This is a genomic window from Qipengyuania flavescens (genome assembly GCF_029688735.1).
Lineage (GTDB): Bacteria > Pseudomonadota > Alphaproteobacteria > Sphingomonadales > Sphingomonadaceae > Qipengyuania.
This window is the reverse complement of record NZ_JARULD010000002.1, coordinates 792,789-809,915: the sequence shown is the minus strand read 5'-3', so window position 1 is coordinate 809,915 and position 17,127 is coordinate 792,789. Positions and strand designations below refer to the sequence as shown.

The window sequence follows — 17,127 nt, the reverse complement described above, 5'->3', positions numbered from 1 at the left end:
CTTTGAAATCGAGGGGATGATACGATGAGGACTGCAATCTTCGGAGCGGCGGTCCTCGTCGCTGCTGCCTTTCCATTACCTGCTGCTGCGCAGGAAGCCACCGACGACCGCCTCTCGGCATTGACCGAACAATGGTACGACCAACGCATCGAGGATGCCGGACGCGTCGTATCTGAGACGGGCGCTACGTCGCCCGGCAGCAGCCTCGCATCGGTCACACCCGAAGCGCAGGTGGCGCGAGCCGAATACGCCGAGGCCATGCTGGCCCGGCTCGAAGCGCTGGACGAGGCGCAGCTCAGTGATGCGGGGCGCATCGATGCTGCAGTGTTCCGCCACCTGCTCGAAACCGAGATCGGCGATGCGCGCTTTCGCGAATGGGAAATGCCGTTCGACAGCGACAACAATTTTTGGAGTTATCTCGCTGCATCGCGCGGGTTCGCGACAGTCGAGGAGTATGAACGCTACATCGGCCGGATGCGCGACATCCCGCGCTATTTCGCCGAGCATACCGCCAATGCCCGCGCGGGGCTGGCTCGCGGGTTCAGTGTGCCGCGCGTCACGCTTGAGGGCCGCGACCGCTCGCTGACGGCCTATGTCGTCGAGGATCCCGAGCAGAGCCCGTTCTGGAGCGCCTTCGGACAGATGCCCGAGCGCTTTTCCGCCGAAGACCGCGAGCGTCTGCTGGCCGAGGGCAGGGCTGCCATCACAGACGCAGTAACGCCAGCCTATAGCAACCTGCTGTCCTTCTTCCGCGACGAATACCTGCCGAACACGCGCACCACTCTCGGCGCGCGCGAGTTTCCCGACGGTGCGGCTTATTACGCGCAACAGATCAGGGAATATACGACGCTCGACCTGACCGCCGAGGAGATCCACCGGATCGGCCTCGAGGAAGTGGCGCGCATCACCGCACAGATGGAGACGGTGAAGGCGGAGGCCGGATTCGAGGGCACGTTGCCCGAGTTCGTCACCTTCCTGCGCACCGATCCCCAGTTCGTGGCCGACACGCCCGACGAGCTGATGGGTGTCGCGGCCTATACGGCCAAGCGGGTAGACGACCGGCTGGGCGAGTATTTCGGCTTCCTGCCGCGCTATCGCCATGGCATTCGGCCGGTCGATCCGGCCATCGCCCCGTTCTACACCGCGGGCAGGGGCGGGCTAGAGTTCTGCCAGATCAACACCTACGACCTGCCGTCGCGCCCGGTCTACAATATTCCGGCGCTTACCATGCACGAATGCGCCCCCGGCCATTCCTTCCAGGCAGCGATCGCGCTGGAGCGGGACGCGGCACCGCCGTTCCGCCGCCAAACCTATTTCTCAGGCTTCGGCGAGGGGTGGGGGCTCTATACCGAATATCTCGGCAACGAGATGGGCATCTACCGCACGCCCTACGAACGTTTCGGCCAGCTCAGCTACGAGATGTGGCGCGCGGTGCGGCTGGTGATCGACACGGGCATCCATCAATACGGCTGGAGCCGGGAGCGCGCGATGGATTACCTCGCTTCGCGCACGGCCTTATCGGAGCACGAGGTCGGCACGGAGGTCGATCGCTACATCAGCTGGCCGGGTCAGGCGCTCGCTTACAAACTCGGCGAGATGACCATCCGCCGCGTGCGCGCCAAGGCCGAGGCCGAGCTTGGCGAGGATTTCGATATCCGCAAGTTCCACGATGTCGTGCTGGCACTTGGCTCGGTCCCGCTGCCCGTTCTGGAAGAGCGGATCGACGCATTCATCGCCGATGGCGGCCAGGGCCTGCCCGGCGTAACCTACAACTGAGCCGGAACATGCGGCGCACCTCTCCGTAGTGTCTTCAACAGGGATGCAAGACGGAGAACATTCATGAAGACGAAGCTCATGCTCGCGCCTGCGCTGGCACTATCGACCCTTTCGCTGGGCGCATGCGCGCAGAACTACGGCGTGGAAGGTGCTGCGGCCGGTGCCGCAGCAGGTGCCGGATTAGGCGCAATCCTTGGTGAAGATATCAAGACCTACGCCCTCGCCGGAGCGGCCATCGGCGGCGTGGTCGGTTACGCCACCGACAAGAACGACCGCTGCGACGGTTATTATGGCGATGGCCGTTACGTGGACGACGACTGCCGCTACGACGATCGCTACGCACGCTACTGGTAGGAACACATCTCGAACCGGTTAGGGGGTCGCTTGTCGCTATCGATGGGCGGCCCCTTTTAGCCTTTTAGCGCTGCGCCGCTCCACGAAACCTGACGAGAAGGTCGTAGGCCGAAACATCGGGTGCGCCTGCGACCCGCATACCGTTCCTCAGCCAGAAGGCGTGTTTCACGATTTCTGCCTGCTGCTCGATCCCGTACCGCTCCAGCCCCCATCCGGGCTTAAGCGCATAGTCGTAGCGTGCCCACGGCATGCGGCGCGTGACGAGATACCAGCGGCCCTTGGTCTGGACCTGCCAGACGTGGACCAGTTCGTGAATGAACAGGCCCTGTCGCGTCAGGCTAGCCGTGCTGAAATCGTCGCAATAGGCTTCGCTATGCGGATGGAAGTGCAGGTGGCCGCGCGGGGCCATGGTGACCCGGCGTGGCTGAAACGGAAACCACTTGCGGCGTTTGATGGTGACCCGATCGTAATCGATGGCATCGCCGAAAACGGTGCGCGCCAGGGCGATCTCGCCGGGCGTCAGAGGGCGCTCGCCACCGGCAGGACAAGATGCAGCGCGCTCGTCCGGATGGCTCTCGAGGCCGAGCGTGTCGGTCGGTCCGCTCAGCGATCATCCCCGGCAGCGACGATCTCGACATCGGTGGTCATGCTCTTGCCACCCGCAACGGTCAGCGTCATCGCTGTCGTGCCGCCTGCTTCGAGCGCAGGATCGAGGTCGAACGCCATGACATGCTTGCCGCCCGGTTCGAAGCTCGCGCTGTCGCCCACATTCAGTGTCAGCGGGCCCATTTCGCCCATGACCATCTCACCGCTCCACTCCGTCGTGTCGTGGATCTGGGCGCTGCTGGCGCCTTCGACCGACGCGCTGCGGATGGCGACATTGCGCTCGCCGGCGTTGGTCACTTCGAAATAGATCGCGGCGGGATTGCCGGAAACGGCCGGCAGCACGAGCCGCGCATTGGATACTTCCAGCCCTGTCGGGTTCGCATCCGCAGCGGCTTCCGGCGCATCTCCGCCATCGGAGCAGGCAGCGACCGAAAAGGCTGCGACGGCAACAGCATAAGGGGCGAAACGCGCGAAATTCATGGATTGGCCTCCGTGTCCAACAAGCTTTGAAAACTAGCCGCGGGGGTCCCTTGTGCCAAGCAAAACCGCTCCTATATCCCGTGCGTAACACACCTAACACACCACCACTCGAACGAGCCGCCGAGTGGTTCCGCCCGTAGCGGGGAACCGACAGAGCGGTGTCCAACGAAGCAATTGATGGGGAAACCATGGCTAAAGTAATCGGTATCGACCTCGGCACCACCAACTCCTGCGTCGCCGTGATGGACGGCGGCAAGCCCAAGGTGATCGAAAATTCGGAAGGCGCGCGCACGACGCCTTCGATCGTCGCCTTTACCAAGGATAACGAGCGCCTGATCGGCCAGCCTGCCAAACGCCAGGCCGTCACCAATCCCGACAACACGCTGTTCGCGATCAAGCGCCTGATCGGCCGGCGGTTCGACGATCCGACCACCAAGAAGGACATGGATCTCGTCCCCTATGACATCGTCAAGGGCAAGAACGGCGATGCGTGGGTCGAAGCGGGAGGCGAGGAATATTCGCCCAGCCAGGTTTCCGCCTTCATCCTGCAGAAGATGAAGGAAACCGCCGAAAGCTATCTCGGAGAAGACGTGAAGCAGGCGGTCATCACCGTCCCGGCCTACTTCAACGACGCCCAGCGCCAGGCGACCAAGGACGCCGGACAGATCGCCGGCTTGGAAGTGCTGCGCATCATTAACGAGCCGACTGCGGCTGCGCTTGCTTATGGCATGGACAAGGAAGACGGCAAGACCATCGCCGTTTACGACCTTGGCGGCGGCACTTTCGACGTCTCGATCCTTGAGATCGGCGACGGCGTTTTCGAAGTTAAGTCGACCAATGGCGACACCTTCCTGGGCGGTGAGGACTTCGACAGCGCGATCGTCGAATACCTCGCGGAAGAGTTCAAGAAGAAGGAAAACATGGACTTGAAGACCGACAAGCTCGCTCTTCAGCGTCTCAAGGAAGCGGCGGAAAAGGCCAAGATCGAGCTGTCGAGTTCGGCGCAGACCGAGATCAACCTGCCCTTCATCACCGCGCGCATGGAAGGCGGCGCGACCACTCCGCTGCACCTCGTCGAGACGCTCACGCGCTCGAAGCTGGAGCAGCTGGTCGGCGACCTGATCAAGCGTACGCTGGAGCCTTGCAAGAAGGCGCTGGCCGATGCCGGCATCGATAAGGGCGGCGTGGACGAAGTCGTCCTCGTCGGCGGCATGACCCGCATGCCCAAGGTCCGCGAAGTGGTCGAGGAATTCTTCGGCAAGAAGCCGCACACCGGTGTAAACCCCGATGAAGTCGTGGCCATGGGTGCTGCCATCCAGGCGGGCGTTCTCCAAGGCGACGTCAAGGACGTGCTGCTGCTCGACGTGACGCCGCTTTCTCTCGGTATCGAGACGCTCGGCGGTGTGTTCACCCGCATGATCGACCGCAACACTACGATCCCGACCAAGAAAACGCAGACCTATTCGACGGCCGAAGACAATCAGCAGGCCGTGACGATCCGCGTGTTCCAGGGCGAGCGCGAGATGGCGGCGGACAACAAGCTGCTCGGCCAGTTCGACCTGGTCGGCATTCCCGCCGCACCGCGCGGTGTGCCGCAGATCGAAGTGACCTTCGACATCGACGCCAACGGCATCGTGAACGTGAGCGCCAAGGACAAGGGCACGGGCAAGGAACAACAGATTCGCATCCAGGCCTCGGGCGGTCTGTCGGACTCCGACATCGACCAGATGGTCCAGGATGCCGAGAAGTTCGCCGAAGAGGACAAGAAGCGCCGCGAGAGCGCGGAAGCGCGCAACCAGGCCGACAGCCTGGTGCACACGACCGAAAAGCAGCTCGAGGAGCATGGCGACAAGATCGACGCGTCGCTCAAGTCCGACGTCGAAGCCAAGCTCGCAGCGACCAAGACCGCGCTCGAAGGCGACGATCCGGCCGCCATCAACTCGGCAGCCGAGGAGCTGACCCAGGCAGCCATGAAGATGGGCCAGTCGATCTACGAGCAGGAACAGGCGAATGCCTCGGCTGCTCCGGAAGGCGACGCAGCCGCAGACGCCGGCTCCGACGAGGAAGAGGTGGTCGACGCCGAATTCTCGGAAGTCGACGAAGACTCGAAGAACTGATCGCTGATGAAAATCGACCCGCCACCGGTGCTTGCACGCTCCGGTGGCGGTATGATTTTGGGTAGGGAAAACAATGTCAGCGACTGAAATCGATTTTTATGAATTGCTCGGCGTGTCCCGCGATGCGGACGGCGCAACGATCAAGAGCGCCTATCGCAAGCTCGCGATGAAGCATCACCCGGACCGCAATCCGGGCTGCACCGAGAGCGAGGCCAAGTTCAAGGCGGTCAGCGCCGCTTACGATTGCCTTAAGGATCCGCAAAAGCGCGCGGCTTACGACCGCTTCGGCCATGCGGCCTTCCAGAACGGCGGACCGGGCGGCGGGCATCCCGGCGCGGATTTCGGCGACATCGGCGATATTTTCGAGACGATCTTCGGCAGCGCCTTCGGCGGTGGCGGTCGCGCCCAGGCACGGCGCGGGGCGGACCTGCGCTACGATATGCAGGTCGATCTCGAGGACGCTTTCCATGGTAAGTCGACCGAGCTGGAAATCGAAGTCTCGCAGAATTGCGATACCTGCCACGGTTCGGGCGCGACGCCTGGTACGCAGGCCCGCACCTGCAACCTGTGCAACGGCCGCGGGCAGGTCCGCGCCAAGCAAGGATTTTTCGTGGTCGAGCGGCCATGTCCCAACTGCCACGGCAGCGGACAGGTCATCACCTCACCCTGCCGCGATTGCCGCGGGGAAGGACGGGTCGACCGGGCGCAGAAGCTCGAGGTAGACATTCCGCCCGGCGTTGACACCGGCACGCGCATCCGCCTGTCGGGGAAGGGCGAGGCAGGTCCGCGCGGCGCGCCTCCGGGCGATCTCTACATCTTCGTTCACGTGAAGCCGCATGCGATCTTCCAGCGCGAAGGCACGACGTTGGCCACTCGCGTGCCGATTAGCTTCACCAAGGCTGCACTCGGCGGTTCGATCGATATTCCGAACATCGATGGTGACGAGGTGACGATCGAGATTCCGGCAGGCATCCAGTCGGGCAAGCAGCTGCGCCAGCGCGGCGCGGGCATGCCGGTGTTACAGGGTCGGGGCCGTGGCGATCTGGTCGTCGAAATTGCCGTCGAGACGCCGACGAAGCTCAGCAAGGAACAGCGCGCGTTGCTCGAGGAATTTCGCGAGACCGAGACCGGAGACGAATGCCCCGAAAGTCGCGGCTTCTTCGACAAGCTTAAGACCGCGCTCGGCGGCTAGCTCGACAGCTCTCCCGGCTGGCACTACCAAGGCCCCAAGGGAGACTGCCATGACCAAATTTTTCGCATTCGCTGCCGGTGCCATCGCGCTGGTGGCCGCGCCTTTGACCGCCCAACGCAATTTCGACGAGGTCGAGATCACTGCCGAGCAAGTCGCGCCCGGTATCGCCGTGCTTTTCGGCGCGGGCGGCAATATTGGCGTGAGTTACGGCGAGGACGGCACGGTCCTGATCGACGACCAGTTCGCCCCGCTGACCGCAAAGATCGAAGCCGCGATTGCAGCGCTCGGCGCGCAGCCGGTCGATTATGTGATCAACACGCACTGGCACGGCGACCACACGGGCGGGAACGAAAACCTCGGCGAGAAGGGCGCGCTCATCTTTGCTCATCACAATGTCCGTGCGCGCCTCGCCGACGGACGGGAGGGCGAAAACCCGATTGCTCCGGCCGCCAAGGCAGCCCTGCCGGTCGTGACCTATGGACAGGGCGTCAGCATGCATCTGAACGGTTATCGCACGGATGTGATGTTCGTCGGCGGCGGCCATACCGATGGCGACAGCGTGGTCATGTGGCACGGCGCCAATGTCGTCCACATGGGCGACCTCTATTTCAATATCCCCGGCTTCCCGTTTATGGACACATCGTCGGGCGGGAACGTGATCGACGCTATGAATTCGCTCGATGCGGTGATCCGCATGATCGACGACCAGACGGTGGTGATCCCCGGCCACGGTCCGGTGTCGAACAAGTCAGAACTCGTCGCCTACCGCACGATGATCGGGCAGGCAGTCGATCGGGTCCGCGCTTTAATGGGCGAGGGAATGAGCCTGGAACAGGCCGTCGCGACGCAGCCGCTCGCAAGCTTCGATCGCGGCGAAGGGTTCATCGATGCCGACGGGTTCGCAGGCGCGATCTACCGCAGCTTGGAAGCGCGCGACTAGGGCCAAGATTCTAGGGTAGGCGCTCGCTCACTTCACGGCGGAGCTGATCGATCAGCCTGACCGAGCAGCGCCCGGCCTCGAGCTCCTCGTCTAGGATCGCATGGAAAGCGTCGCGTTTGTATTCGCGGCACGCCCCGTCGGGCAGGGGCTCGGGCATGGTGGAGCAAACGATGTCTATCATCCGCTCTGCTCCGTGCAGGCGACCCCAGAGGTAATCGTTCTCGCGATAGGCGCGGCTGAAGAAGGCACCGAAATTGTAGAACTCGATCCCGCGCAAGGTCGCTTGTGTCCCACCCTCGCGAATACTGCGAGCATCGTCCGGACTGATCCGGTCGACTTTCACAACATCGAATTCGGTCAGTCCCTCGTTGCGCGACAGGGCTAGAGTGGCCGTGTCGTAGAATGGAAAGCCGAGATAGGCGAAGAGCATGCGCCGCCGCAGGTTCTTGGGCATTTGCTCCAGCGCCTCGGCCAGCATCACCTCCGCCCGATCGTCGATCTCCGGCAACAGCCGCTTGGCATCGAGCATGTCCAGCAGCGTTCCGGGATCGGCCAGCACCTGCTCGGCGACGCCTTCGAAGGCCGGCCCGAGCGCGGCGGTGCCCTCCTTCTCGAAATACAGGGACAGGATCGCATAGACCGTGTCCCGGGCTTGCTGCAGCGCCTCGTCGGGAATCTCCGGATCGGCCTCCCAATCGCGAGCAAGGCGGCGCGCGAGCAGGCGCAGGCGGCGGATGCGGAAACCGATATCGTGCTCGCGGAAGAAGGCGATCGCCTGCGGCGTCGCCCCGCCTCCGGGCAAAGACAGTATGTTGAGCCCGCGCCGGTGCAATTCCGCTCGCAGAACCGCCTCGATCGGGCCGGTATCGTCCAGCGCCAGGCGCGGGGCGGCAGCCATCGTGAGGCGAGCCAGCCTTTGCACGATACCGCTTAGCTTGGCCTGGGCGTAGGAATGAAAAGCATATCCCGCCTGCTCCACCGCCGCCTGCTGCGCCTTGCGCCGCCAGTTGCCGAGCCGCGCTGGCGTCGGCCGGTCGAGGAAGAGCGTGCGACCGAACAGCTTTTCGACCGCCGCATCGACTTCTGGCCGCAGGGAAGAGACGATCCGCCCGATCCTTTCCGCCTCGCGCGTTTGCTCCTCCAGCTGATCCAGATTGTCGCGTATGGGCTGCTCACGCGGGATGGTCGAGAGCGAGCCGAAGATGGCGGAGAAAAACCCGACCGGCTCGTGTTTGCTGCCGTCTGGCTTGCCGAACCTGTCGGGCCGCGGGTCGACATAAATGAAGCGCCGGTCCACCTCGCGCTGGGCCGGTCGGCCCCGTAGCGCGCCGATCGCGCCGGCGAAGGGCTTGTTGACCAGCACCGACCCGTCGATCAGCGAAACGTGGTCGGTGGTTTCGCGCATCACATGCACCGGCATGATGCGTTCGAGGAAGGCATCGCGCCCGGGCCAGCTGCGCCCGCTTGCATCCGAAAGCGCATCCATTTCGTCGAGGCGCAAGAGCGGGAAAGCGCCGGGAAAGCTGGCCGTTGCCCGTGCCGCAAACACGAGCTCGAGCGGATTGGCCAGCCCTTCGCCGCCATGCTTCGGCGTCCGTTCGCGAAAGAAGATCGGCATCCGGTGCTCGGTATCCTCGACCACCGGCGGACTGTTGAGGTGCAGCAGCTCCATGTGCCCGTGAAAATCGGTCGCGGTGACATAAAGGTCGAGCGGGTGGCCCGGCGGCAGCAGAGGCGCTTCTGCCCGCGTTTGCTCCATGGCCGCAAAGGCCCGTTCGAGAAGCCGCGAAAAGCCCAGCCCCGAGAACGGTGGTTCGAACCAGCGCCCGCGGATAAGGTGCGATACCTTGCGCTCGACTTCGCGCCGCGTCTCCGGTGCGACCGTGTCCGCAATATCGCTCCCCGGCCTGCTGAGCAGCCAATTGGCGAAGGGCTGGGCCCAGAACTTGGACAGGCGCCAGTTGGGTTTGGCCTCCGGATCGACCAGTTCATCGACATCGGCCACTTCCAGCCACAGATCGGTCAGTGGTTCGAGCGACTGGCCGGAATAGATCGCCTGCGCCAGGAAGACGGCGTTGATCCCGCCCGCGCTCGCACCGCTCATGATGTCGGGCAGCACCCGCAGGCGCAGGTCGTGGATTTCCTCCATCCGCTCGAACAGGCGACGATAGACGGCATCGACGCCGCTTCGCGGCGCATTCTCGCTATGGAAATCGCGGCTCGCCCTGGCCAGCTGCCACAGTTCGCGCGTGACGCCGTGCATGTAGACCGCCAGGCTCACCCCGCCATAACAGACCAGCGCTATTCGTAATTCTTTCTGGCGCATCGCGTCCGGTTTGCACGGCTACATCGCAGATGGCAATTGCGTTCCGCAAATGTTCCGGTTAGCAAGCGCCCATGGCCAAGCCCAAGAAACGCTATGTCTGCCAGGCCTGTGGCAGTGTCTCTCACCGCTGGCAGGGCCAATGTGCCGATTGCGCCGAGTGGAACACGCTGACCGAGGATGCACCGGCGACGGTCTTCTCGCTGAAGCACGATCTGTCCAGCGGCGGGCGGGCGGTAGAATTCGTCGATCTCGACAAGCCGGGTGCGCTGCCGGCACGCCAACCGACCGGTCTGGCGGAGTTCGACCGCGCACTTGGCGGCGGGCTGGTACCGGGTTCGGCAATCCTGATGGGCGGCGATCCCGGGATCGGCAAATCGACCCTCCTGCTGCAGGCCGCCGGAAAGATCGCGCGCGAGGGGCGCGGCGTCGTTTATGTCAGCGGCGAGGAGGCGACCGGGCAAGTCCGCATGCGCGCGGCGCGGCTCGGGCTGTCCGATGCGCCGGTCAAGCTCGCCGCGGCGACAGGTGTGCGCGATATCCTGACCACGCTGGGTCAGATGGAAGCGCCGAGCTTCCTCGTGATCGATTCGATCCAGACCATGCATTCGGACACGATCGAGGGCGCGCCGGGCACGGTCAGCCAGGTGCGCGGCTGCGCTTTCGAGCTGATCCGCTACGCCAAGGAAAACGATGTTGCGCTGGTGCTGGTGGGCCATGTGACGAAAGAAGGCAATATCGCCGGGCCGCGCGTGCTCGAACATATGGTCGATGTGGTGATGAGCTTCGAGGGCGAGCGCAGCCACCAGTACCGCATCCTGCGCGCCCTCAAGAACCGCTTCGGCGCGGTGGACGAGATCGGCGTGTTCTCGATGGCGGGCGAGGGGCTGGAGGAGGTTGCCAATCCCTCGATGCTTTTCCTTTCGGGGCGGGACGAGCCGATGGCGGGCAGCGCGGTGTTCCCGGCCATCGAAGGGACGCGGCCGGTGCTGCTGGAAATTCAGGCGCTGATCGTGCGCCTACAATCGGGCGCGACCCCGCGCCGCGCGGTCGTGGGCTGGGATAGCGGGCGCCTCGCCATGCTCCTCGCGGTGCTCGAATCGCGCTGCGGGCTCAATTTCAGCTCGGCGGAAGTCTATCTCAACGTGGCGGGCGGTTATCGCCTGTCCGACCCGGCGGCAGACCTTTCCGTGGCAGCAGCGCTGGTAAGCGCGTTGGCCGACAAGCCGTTGCCGGATCGCAGCGTCTGGCTCGGCGAAGTCTCACTTGCCGGGGAAATTCGTGCCGTCGCGCATGGTGGTTTGCGCCTGCGTGAGGCGGCGAAACTCGGTTTCGAGCGCGGGTTCGGACCGGTCGATACGAAAGGCAAGGATGTCACACTCGAATACAAGGGTTTGGGACAACTCGCCAACCTCGTTGACCGGGTGATGGGCAGCGCATAATTCTGCGCCCCGTCATGACGGGTTTCGATTTAATAGTGCTGTTCATCGTCGGCATTGCGGCGGTCGGCGGTTTCATGCGCGGTTTCGTGCAGGAATTTTTCTCGCTCGCGGCGTGGGTGCTTGCGGTGTTTGCAATCAAGCAGCTTCACACACCCTTGACGCTGTTCATGCAGGACTACCTTGGGTCGGGCATCACGACCACGCTTCTGACTTTCACCATCCTGCTGCTGATTCCCTATGCGGCGATGAAGGTCATCGCCAGCAATGCCAGCTCCGCATCCAGTGGCACGGTCCTCGGACCGATCGACCGCGTGCTTGGCTTCGGTTTCGGGGCGATCAAGGGCATCGTAATCGCCGTGGTCGCTTTCTCCTTGCTGGTGCTCGGCTACGACGACATCTGGGGCTACAAGGGTCGTCCGGCATGGATCACGACCGCTCGCAGCTATGAGCTCGTCGATGCCGGCTCACGGTCCTTGTCCGACGTTCTGGCAGAAAGGCGCGCTCGCCTTCGCGGCGAAGAGGCCGCCGAAGCCGAATGACGGCGCCAGCGCGGACTACGCTTTACTCCCCGCAACTTCTGGCTCTCGCGGTCGAGCTGGCGGATATTCCTCTCGATCCTCACGCGCCGCATTCTGGTGAAGTGCGTTCGCGCACCTGCGGAAGCACGCTGGCGATCGGTTGCACAATCGATGGCGCTGGCGCGATATCCAGTGTCGGCATGAAGGTGAGTGCCTGCGCGGTCGGCCAGGCAGCTGCGGCGATCTTTGCGGGCGACGCAGTCGGCAGGAACTTCGCAGACCTGGAGGCGGCGGAGCGGAGCATCGCCGCGTGGTTGTCGTCTGGGGGCGAGCTGCCGGACTGGCCGCGCCTAGGCATGCTCGAACCGGCGCTGCCGCATCAAGGCCGTCACGAAGCGATCCTCTTGCCGTGGAGAGCTGCGCTGGACGCGCTTTCCAAGGAAACAGCCTCCCGCTAAACTCGGGCAAACAGCGCTAAAGGGCAATTGGGGAGCGACGCATGTCCGGGGGCACAACCGCCTTGCAAAGGGAACCGACCGACAAGGAAATCCGCCTCGTGATCGCAGCGAGTTCGGCGGGGACCATCTTCGAGTGGTACGACTTTTTCATCTACGGTACTCTCGCTGCGCTGATCGGCGCGGCCTTCTTTCCCAGCGATAACGAGACCCTCGAAATCCTCCTCGTGTGGGCTGGCTTTGCCGTCGGCTTCGGCTTCCGTCCGCTTGGCGCGATCCTGTTCGGCTTTCTTGGCGACAGGCTGGGGCGCAAATACACCTTCCTCGTGACCGTCACGTTGATGGGCGTGGCGACTGCCGGCGTGGGTCTGATCCCCAGCGCGGCAAGCATCGGGATCGTTGCGCCGATCATCGTGATTGGCCTGCGTATCCTGCAAGGCCTTGCGCTGGGCGGCGAATATGGCGGCGCGGCAATCTATGTCGCGGAGCATGCACCGCCCGAAAAACGCGGCTTCTACACCAGTTTCATCCAGGCCAGCGTGGTCGGCGGCTTCGTGCTTTCGATCATCGTGGTCATCGCGTGCCGCGCGTTCATCCCGGCAGACGATTTCGCGGCCTGGGGCTGGCGCATCCCGTTCCTGCTCTCGATCGTCCTCCTCGGCATTTCGCTCTGGATGCGTTTAAAGCTGTCCGAAAGCCCGGTGTTCCAGGCGATGAAAGAGGCCGGCGAGACCTCCGCCAATCCGTTTAAGGAAAGCCTGACTTATCCCGGCAACGGCAAGCGCATTTTCGTGGCTCTGTTCGGCATTACCGGCGTCCTGACAACGATCTGGTACACAGCCTTCTTTTCCGGCCTTTCGTTCCTGCGCGGCCCCATGCGCGTCGACGAGAATGTCGTCGAATGGATGCTGCTTATCGCCGGTTCGATATCGATGGGGTTCTACCTCGTGGTCGGCAAATGGTCCGACAGGGTGGGGCGCAAGAAGCCGATCATCATCGGCGCCGCCCTTTCGCTGTTGCTTCTGTTTCCCGTGTTCTGGGGCATCGGAGCGCTCGCCAATCCGGGCCTGAATGCCAGCGCGGAGGCTGCCCCGGTCGTGGTGACGGGCGAAGCTTGCGATTACGATCCCTTCGCCGAAGTGCAGGCGAGCAGTTGCGGCCGGGTTTTGCAGGATCTCACGGCGCTAGGGGTGCCCTACGACATCGGGGCGGGCTCTGCCCAATCGGTCGCGATCGGTTCGCAGCCCTATGAGTACGCCGGGGTCGGCGACAGCGACCGCCGGGCGACGATCCAGGGTTGGCTGGAAGAGCAGGGCTACAATTTCGAGCGGCAGACCCCGCCGACGACAAGCATCATCGGGATCATCGTACTTCTGCTGGTTCTCGGCATGCTTTCGGCCCTGACCTACGGCTCGGTCGCGGCGCTGCTGTGCGAGATGTTTCCGGCCAAGATTCGCTATAGTTCGATATCCATCCCCTACCACATCGGCGCAGGCTATCTCGGCGGCTTCCTGCCGCTGATCGCAGGCTATATCGTGGCCATGACGGGTAACGCCTATTCCGGGCTTTGGTACACGATCGCGGTTGTGGCATTCGGGTTGTTGGTCGCGTGGTGGGGCATTCCCGACGGCCCGCCGAAAGACTTCGAAGACGCGCATGGCTGACCTGCCTCCGCCGACCCTGCGGCTGCATATCGACGAGGATGCGCTCGCCCATAACTGGCGCGCGCTCGACCGTCTGTCGGGCTCGGCGAGGGCGGGCGCGGCGGTGAAAGCGGATTGCTACGGTCTTGGCGTGAATACCTGCGTACCGGTCCTGCGCAATTCGGGGTGCCGGGACTTTTTCGTTGCGCATTGGTCCGAGGTCCCCGCGGTTCTAAAACATGTACCTGCAGAACAAATCGCGGTGCTGCACGGCGTCGGCTCTGCCGCGGAGGCAGACTACGCCAGAGCCACCGGCGTGCGGCCAGTCATTGACAGCGTAAGGCAGGCGCAAATCTGGACCGAAAACGGCGGTTATCCCTGCCATCTGATGGTGGACACCGGCATCAATCGCCTCGGCATTTCGCCCTACGAGGTGAACGACCCTGCAATTCAGGCTTTATCGGTCGAAGTCCTGATGAGCCATCTCGCCTGTGCCGATGAAGACAGCGACAAGAACCCGGTCCAGCTCGGTGCATTTCGCGAAGTCATGGGCAAGGTTGCGCATCGCGAGACCAGCCTGGCCAACAGCGCGGGCGTGGCGCTCGGAAACGACTTCTCATTCGATCTGACGCGCCCCGGGCTTGCTCTCTATGGCGGGATCCCGCGATCGGAACTTGCCGATGGTATCCAGCAGGTCGCCTATCCGCAAGCGAGGATAATCCAAACCCGGCAGATCGGAGCGGGCGAAAGCGTCGGCTACAACGCAACCTTCACGGCCCCTTCAACGATGCGTGTCGGCGTCGTTTCGCTAGGCTATGCCGACGGGATTCTGCGCAACTGGGCCGGAGCCCATTTCGAGGTCGACGGCAAGCGCCTTCCAATCCTCGGCAAGGTGTCGATGGACATGATCGTCCTGGACCTCACCGACGCTTCCGGGATCGGCGAGGGGGACTGGGTCTCGCTACCCTACCACCTGCCCGATGCTGCGCGGCAAACCTCTCTTTCGCAGTATGAATTGTTGACCGTTCTGGGACGCCGCTTCGGTTGACCTTTGCGTCATGTTGCGCTGCCGTTTTTGCACGTGCTAAGCCTTCCTCTGCACTGCACAATCCGGGGAGCATGCAAGGATGGCCAAGCGTACCGCAGACGGCGAGCCGATCATCATCAAGAAATACGCCAACCGGCGGCTCTACAACACCGACACCAGCAGCTACATCACGCTCGACGATCTGGCGAAGATGGTCCGTGAGAATGTCGATTTCCAGGTGCTCGACGCGAAGAGCGGGGACGACATTACCCACACCATCCTGACGCAGATCATCGTCGAGGAAGAAAGCCATGGCACGCAGATGCTGCCGGTCAGCTTCCTGCGCGATCTCATCAGCATGTACGGGAATTCGATGCAGTCGATGATGCCGAGCTATCTCGAAGCGAGCATGACGAACTTCCGCAAGAACCGCGAACAGCTACAGGCAGCCTTCGCCAAGGGCATCGAGGCCAATCCGCTCGCCAAGATGGCGGAGGCCAATTTCAAGATGATGCAGAACGCCGCGGAAGCTTTCATTCCCGGCACCCGCAAGACCGGCGCGAAGAATGCCAAACCGGAGCAGACCGACGAACTCGCCCAGATGCGCGAGCAGATGGCGGCCATGCAGAAGAAGCTGGACGAACTGTCGAAATAGCGGCATCGGCCCCCGCGCCTTTCCACCATAGCTCCCGAGGAACGCCCGTGGCCCAGATCCGCCATGCCCTGAACACCAAGCGCGCCGACGATTTCGCAGCCTGGTATCAGGAAGTCATCTCCGCTGCCGAAATGGCCGAGGAATCGGGCGTGCGCGGCTGCATGGTCATCCGTCCGTGGGGCTATGGCATATGGGAGCGCATGCAGCGCCTGCTCGACGACCGCATCAAGGCGACCGGGCACGACAATGCCTATTTCCCTATCTTCATCCCGCTCTCGAATTTCGAACGCGAGGCGGAGCATGTCGAAGGGTTCGCCAAGGAAATGGCTGTCGTCACGCACCATCGCCTGATCGCGGGCAAGGACGGAGGGCTGATCCCCGATCCCGAAGCCAAGCTGGAAGAGCCGCTGGTCGTGCGGCCAACGTCCGAAACCATCATTGGCGATGCGATGGCGCGCTGGGTGCAGAGCTGGCGGGATTTGCCGCTCAAGCTCAACCAGTGGGCGAACGTCGTGCGCTGGGAAATGCGCACCCGCATGTTCCTGCGCACCAGCGAATTCCTATGGCAGGAGGGCCACACGGCCCATGCCGACGAAGCCGAGGCGAAGGAGCACACGCTGCGGATGCTCGAAGTCTATCGGGCCTTCGCCGACGAAGATCTCGCTCTGGCTGTCGTAGCGGGAGAAAAGCCCGAGAACGAGCGTTTCCCCGGTGCGGTCGAAACCTGGTCGATCGAGGCGATGATGCAGGACGGCAAGGCCTTGCAGGCTGGCACCAGCCACTATCTGGGCACCAATTTCTCGCAGGCCTCCGGCATCAAGTTCCAGAACAGGGAAGGCAGCGAAAGCCTTTGCCACACCACCAGCTGGGGCGTTTCGACCCGCATGGTCGGCGGCGTCATCATGACGCATGGCGATGACGACGGCCTCTGCTTGCCGCCGAAGATCGCGCCCCAGCAGGTCGTCATCCTGCCGATGCTGCGCGACAAGCCCGAAGACGAAGCGCTGATCGACTATTGCGAAGCTCTGCGCGCAACGCTCGCCAGTCAGCATGTGCTGGGCGAGCCGCTGCGGGTCCTGCTCGACACACGTCCGGGCAAGGCCGCGGCCAAGCGTTGGGATTACGTCCGCAAGGGCGCGCCTGTGATCATCGAGGTCGGCGGCCGCGACATGGACAATGGCGTCGTCAGCCTGCTTCGCCGCGACCGCCTATGGGACGCAGAGAGCGGCAAGCCTGCTTTCCAGACGCCCACTCGCGAGGTTGCCGGTCAGACGGTGCCGGACATTCTCGCCGACATGCAGGCATCGCTTCTGACGGCGGCCGGGGAACGGCGCAACGAGAACATAACGCGCGGTGTCACTGAATTCGCCCAAGTCGAGCAGCATTTCGCAGCGTCGAAATATCCCGGCTGGGTCGAGGTCCAGTGGTCCAAACCGACCGGAGAAGCGCTGGAAAAGGTGGTCGAGCGGCTCAAGGAGCACAAGCTGACGATCCGCAATTTGCCGATGGACGCCGCGCCGGTCGATGGGGCGTGCATCTTTACTGGCGAACCGGCTGTCGAGCGCGTCCTGCTGGCGAAGGCTTACTAGCTTGATTTGA

General features: G+C 63.4%; 15 protein-coding genes. 12 read left to right on the top strand and 3 right to left on the bottom strand.

What is annotated here, in order from left to right:
- Positions 1 to 24: 24 nt before the first annotated feature.
- Both P8R33_RS09190 and P8R33_RS09185 read left to right on the top strand, forming a co-directional pair.
- Positions 25 to 1,776 (top strand): DUF885 domain-containing protein, encoded by a 1,752-nt coding sequence (locus tag P8R33_RS09190; RefSeq protein WP_278328673.1) that lies wholly within the window; start codon positions 25 to 27, stop codon positions 1,774 to 1,776.
- Positions 1,777 to 1,839: 63 nt separating this feature from the next.
- Positions 1,840 to 2,130 (top strand): YMGG-like glycine zipper-containing protein, encoded by a 291-nt coding sequence (locus P8R33_RS09185; RefSeq protein ID WP_278328672.1) that lies wholly within the window; start codon positions 1,840 to 1,842, stop codon positions 2,128 to 2,130.
- 64 nt (positions 2,131 to 2,194) lie between these two features.
- Here P8R33_RS09185 and P8R33_RS09180 read toward each other — a convergent pair whose 3' ends face one another.
- Both P8R33_RS09180 and P8R33_RS09175 read right to left on the bottom strand, forming a co-directional pair.
- Positions 2,195 to 2,653, bottom strand: coding sequence for a vgr related protein (locus P8R33_RS09180; protein WP_278328832.1), 459 nt, complete (start codon positions 2,651 to 2,653; stop codon positions 2,195 to 2,197).
- A gap of 80 nt (positions 2,654 to 2,733) precedes the next feature.
- A complete protein-coding gene (locus P8R33_RS09175; protein ID WP_278328671.1) occupies positions 2,734 to 3,216 on the bottom strand; it encodes a copper chaperone PCu(A)C in 483 nt (160 codons plus the stop codon).
- 188 nt (positions 3,217 to 3,404) lie between these two features.
- Here P8R33_RS09175 and dnaK point away from each other — a divergent pair, with 188 nt between their 5' ends.
- The 3 genes from dnaK (at position 3,405) to P8R33_RS09160 (ending at position 7,465) form a co-directional block, all read left to right on the top strand.
- On the top strand, positions 3,405 to 5,333 hold the full coding sequence (gene dnaK, locus P8R33_RS09170) for a molecular chaperone DnaK (protein ID WP_278328670.1): 1,929 nt from the start codon (positions 3,405 to 3,407) through the stop codon (positions 5,331 to 5,333).
- A gap of 73 nt (positions 5,334 to 5,406) precedes the next feature.
- Positions 5,407 to 6,525 carry a molecular chaperone DnaJ gene (gene dnaJ / locus P8R33_RS09165; RefSeq protein WP_278328669.1) on the top strand — a complete coding sequence of 373 codons (1,119 nt, stop codon included), beginning with the start codon at positions 5,407 to 5,409 and terminating at the stop codon, positions 6,523 to 6,525.
- Between the two features lie 49 nt (positions 6,526 to 6,574).
- On the top strand, positions 6,575 to 7,465 hold the full coding sequence (locus P8R33_RS09160; RefSeq protein ID WP_278328668.1) for an MBL fold metallo-hydrolase: 891 nt from the start codon (positions 6,575 to 6,577) through the stop codon (positions 7,463 to 7,465).
- Positions 7,466 to 7,475: 10 nt separating this feature from the next.
- Here P8R33_RS09160 and P8R33_RS09155 read toward each other — a convergent pair whose 3' ends face one another.
- Positions 7,476 to 9,791 carry a patatin-like protein gene (locus tag P8R33_RS09155; RefSeq protein WP_278328667.1) on the bottom strand — a complete coding sequence of 772 codons (2,316 nt, stop codon included), beginning with the start codon at positions 9,789 to 9,791 and terminating at the stop codon, positions 7,476 to 7,478.
- Positions 9,792 to 9,862: 71 nt separating this feature from the next.
- Between P8R33_RS09155 and radA the strand changes: the two genes are divergently transcribed.
- The 7 genes from radA (at position 9,863) to proS (ending at position 17,117) form a co-directional block, all read left to right on the top strand.
- Positions 9,863 to 11,230 carry a DNA repair protein RadA gene (gene radA, locus P8R33_RS09150; RefSeq protein WP_278328666.1) on the top strand — a complete coding sequence of 456 codons (1,368 nt, stop codon included), beginning with the start codon at positions 9,863 to 9,865 and terminating at the stop codon, positions 11,228 to 11,230.
- A gap of 14 nt (positions 11,231 to 11,244) precedes the next feature.
- Entirely contained in the window at positions 11,245 to 11,769 is a 525-nt protein-coding gene (locus tag P8R33_RS09145; protein ID WP_278328665.1) for a CvpA family protein, read from the top strand.
- Positions 11,766 to 12,206, top strand: coding sequence for an iron-sulfur cluster assembly scaffold protein (locus tag P8R33_RS09140; protein ID WP_278328664.1), 441 nt, complete (start codon positions 11,766 to 11,768; stop codon positions 12,204 to 12,206). The genes P8R33_RS09145 and P8R33_RS09140 overlap by 4 nt, the downstream gene beginning before the upstream one ends.
- A 41-nt stretch (positions 12,207 to 12,247) precedes the next feature.
- Complete coding sequence (locus P8R33_RS09135; RefSeq protein WP_278328663.1) at positions 12,248 to 13,867, top strand: MFS transporter; 1,620 nt, start codon at positions 12,248 to 12,250, stop codon at positions 13,865 to 13,867.
- A complete protein-coding gene (gene alr / locus P8R33_RS09130; RefSeq protein WP_278328662.1) occupies positions 13,860 to 14,894 on the top strand; it encodes an alanine racemase in 1,035 nt (344 codons plus the stop codon). Before P8R33_RS09135 ends, alr begins: the two co-directional genes overlap by 8 nt.
- A gap of 79 nt (positions 14,895 to 14,973) precedes the next feature.
- Positions 14,974 to 15,528: a polyhydroxyalkanoate synthesis repressor PhaR gene (gene phaR / locus P8R33_RS09125; RefSeq protein WP_278328661.1), complete on the top strand. Its 555-nt coding sequence runs from the start codon at positions 14,974 to 14,976 to the stop codon at positions 15,526 to 15,528.
- A 47-nt stretch (positions 15,529 to 15,575) separates the two neighbouring features.
- Positions 15,576 to 17,117: a proline--tRNA ligase gene (gene proS, locus P8R33_RS09120; RefSeq protein WP_278328660.1), complete on the top strand. Its 1,542-nt coding sequence runs from the start codon at positions 15,576 to 15,578 to the stop codon at positions 17,115 to 17,117.
- Positions 17,118 to 17,127: the final 10 nt, after the last annotated feature.

Coding starts and splice junctions, on each gene's coding strand:
- P8R33_RS09190 (WP_278328673.1), top strand. CDS start 25: ATGAGGACTGCAATCTTCGGAGCGGCGGTCCTCGTCGCTGCTGCCTTT.
- P8R33_RS09185 (WP_278328672.1), top strand. CDS start 1,840: ATGAAGACGAAGCTCATGCTCGCGCCTGCGCTGGCACTATCGACCCTT.
- P8R33_RS09175 (WP_278328671.1), bottom strand. CDS start 3,216: ATGAATTTCGCGCGTTTCGCCCCTTATGCTGTTGCCGTCGCAGCCTTT.
- dnaK (WP_278328670.1), top strand. CDS start 3,405: ATGGCTAAAGTAATCGGTATCGACCTCGGCACCACCAACTCCTGCGTC.
- dnaJ (WP_278328669.1), top strand. CDS start 5,407: ATGTCAGCGACTGAAATCGATTTTTATGAATTGCTCGGCGTGTCCCGC.
- P8R33_RS09160 (WP_278328668.1), top strand. CDS start 6,575: ATGACCAAATTTTTCGCATTCGCTGCCGGTGCCATCGCGCTGGTGGCC.
- P8R33_RS09155 (WP_278328667.1), bottom strand. CDS start 9,791: ATGCGCCAGAAAGAATTACGAATAGCGCTGGTCTGTTATGGCGGGGTG.
- radA (WP_278328666.1), top strand. CDS start 9,863: ATGGCCAAGCCCAAGAAACGCTATGTCTGCCAGGCCTGTGGCAGTGTC.
- P8R33_RS09145 (WP_278328665.1), top strand. CDS start 11,245: ATGACGGGTTTCGATTTAATAGTGCTGTTCATCGTCGGCATTGCGGCG.
- P8R33_RS09140 (WP_278328664.1), top strand. CDS start 11,766: ATGACGGCGCCAGCGCGGACTACGCTTTACTCCCCGCAACTTCTGGCT.
- P8R33_RS09135 (WP_278328663.1), top strand. CDS start 12,248: ATGTCCGGGGGCACAACCGCCTTGCAAAGGGAACCGACCGACAAGGAA.
- alr (WP_278328662.1), top strand. CDS start 13,860: ATGGCTGACCTGCCTCCGCCGACCCTGCGGCTGCATATCGACGAGGAT.
- phaR (WP_278328661.1), top strand. CDS start 14,974: ATGGCCAAGCGTACCGCAGACGGCGAGCCGATCATCATCAAGAAATAC.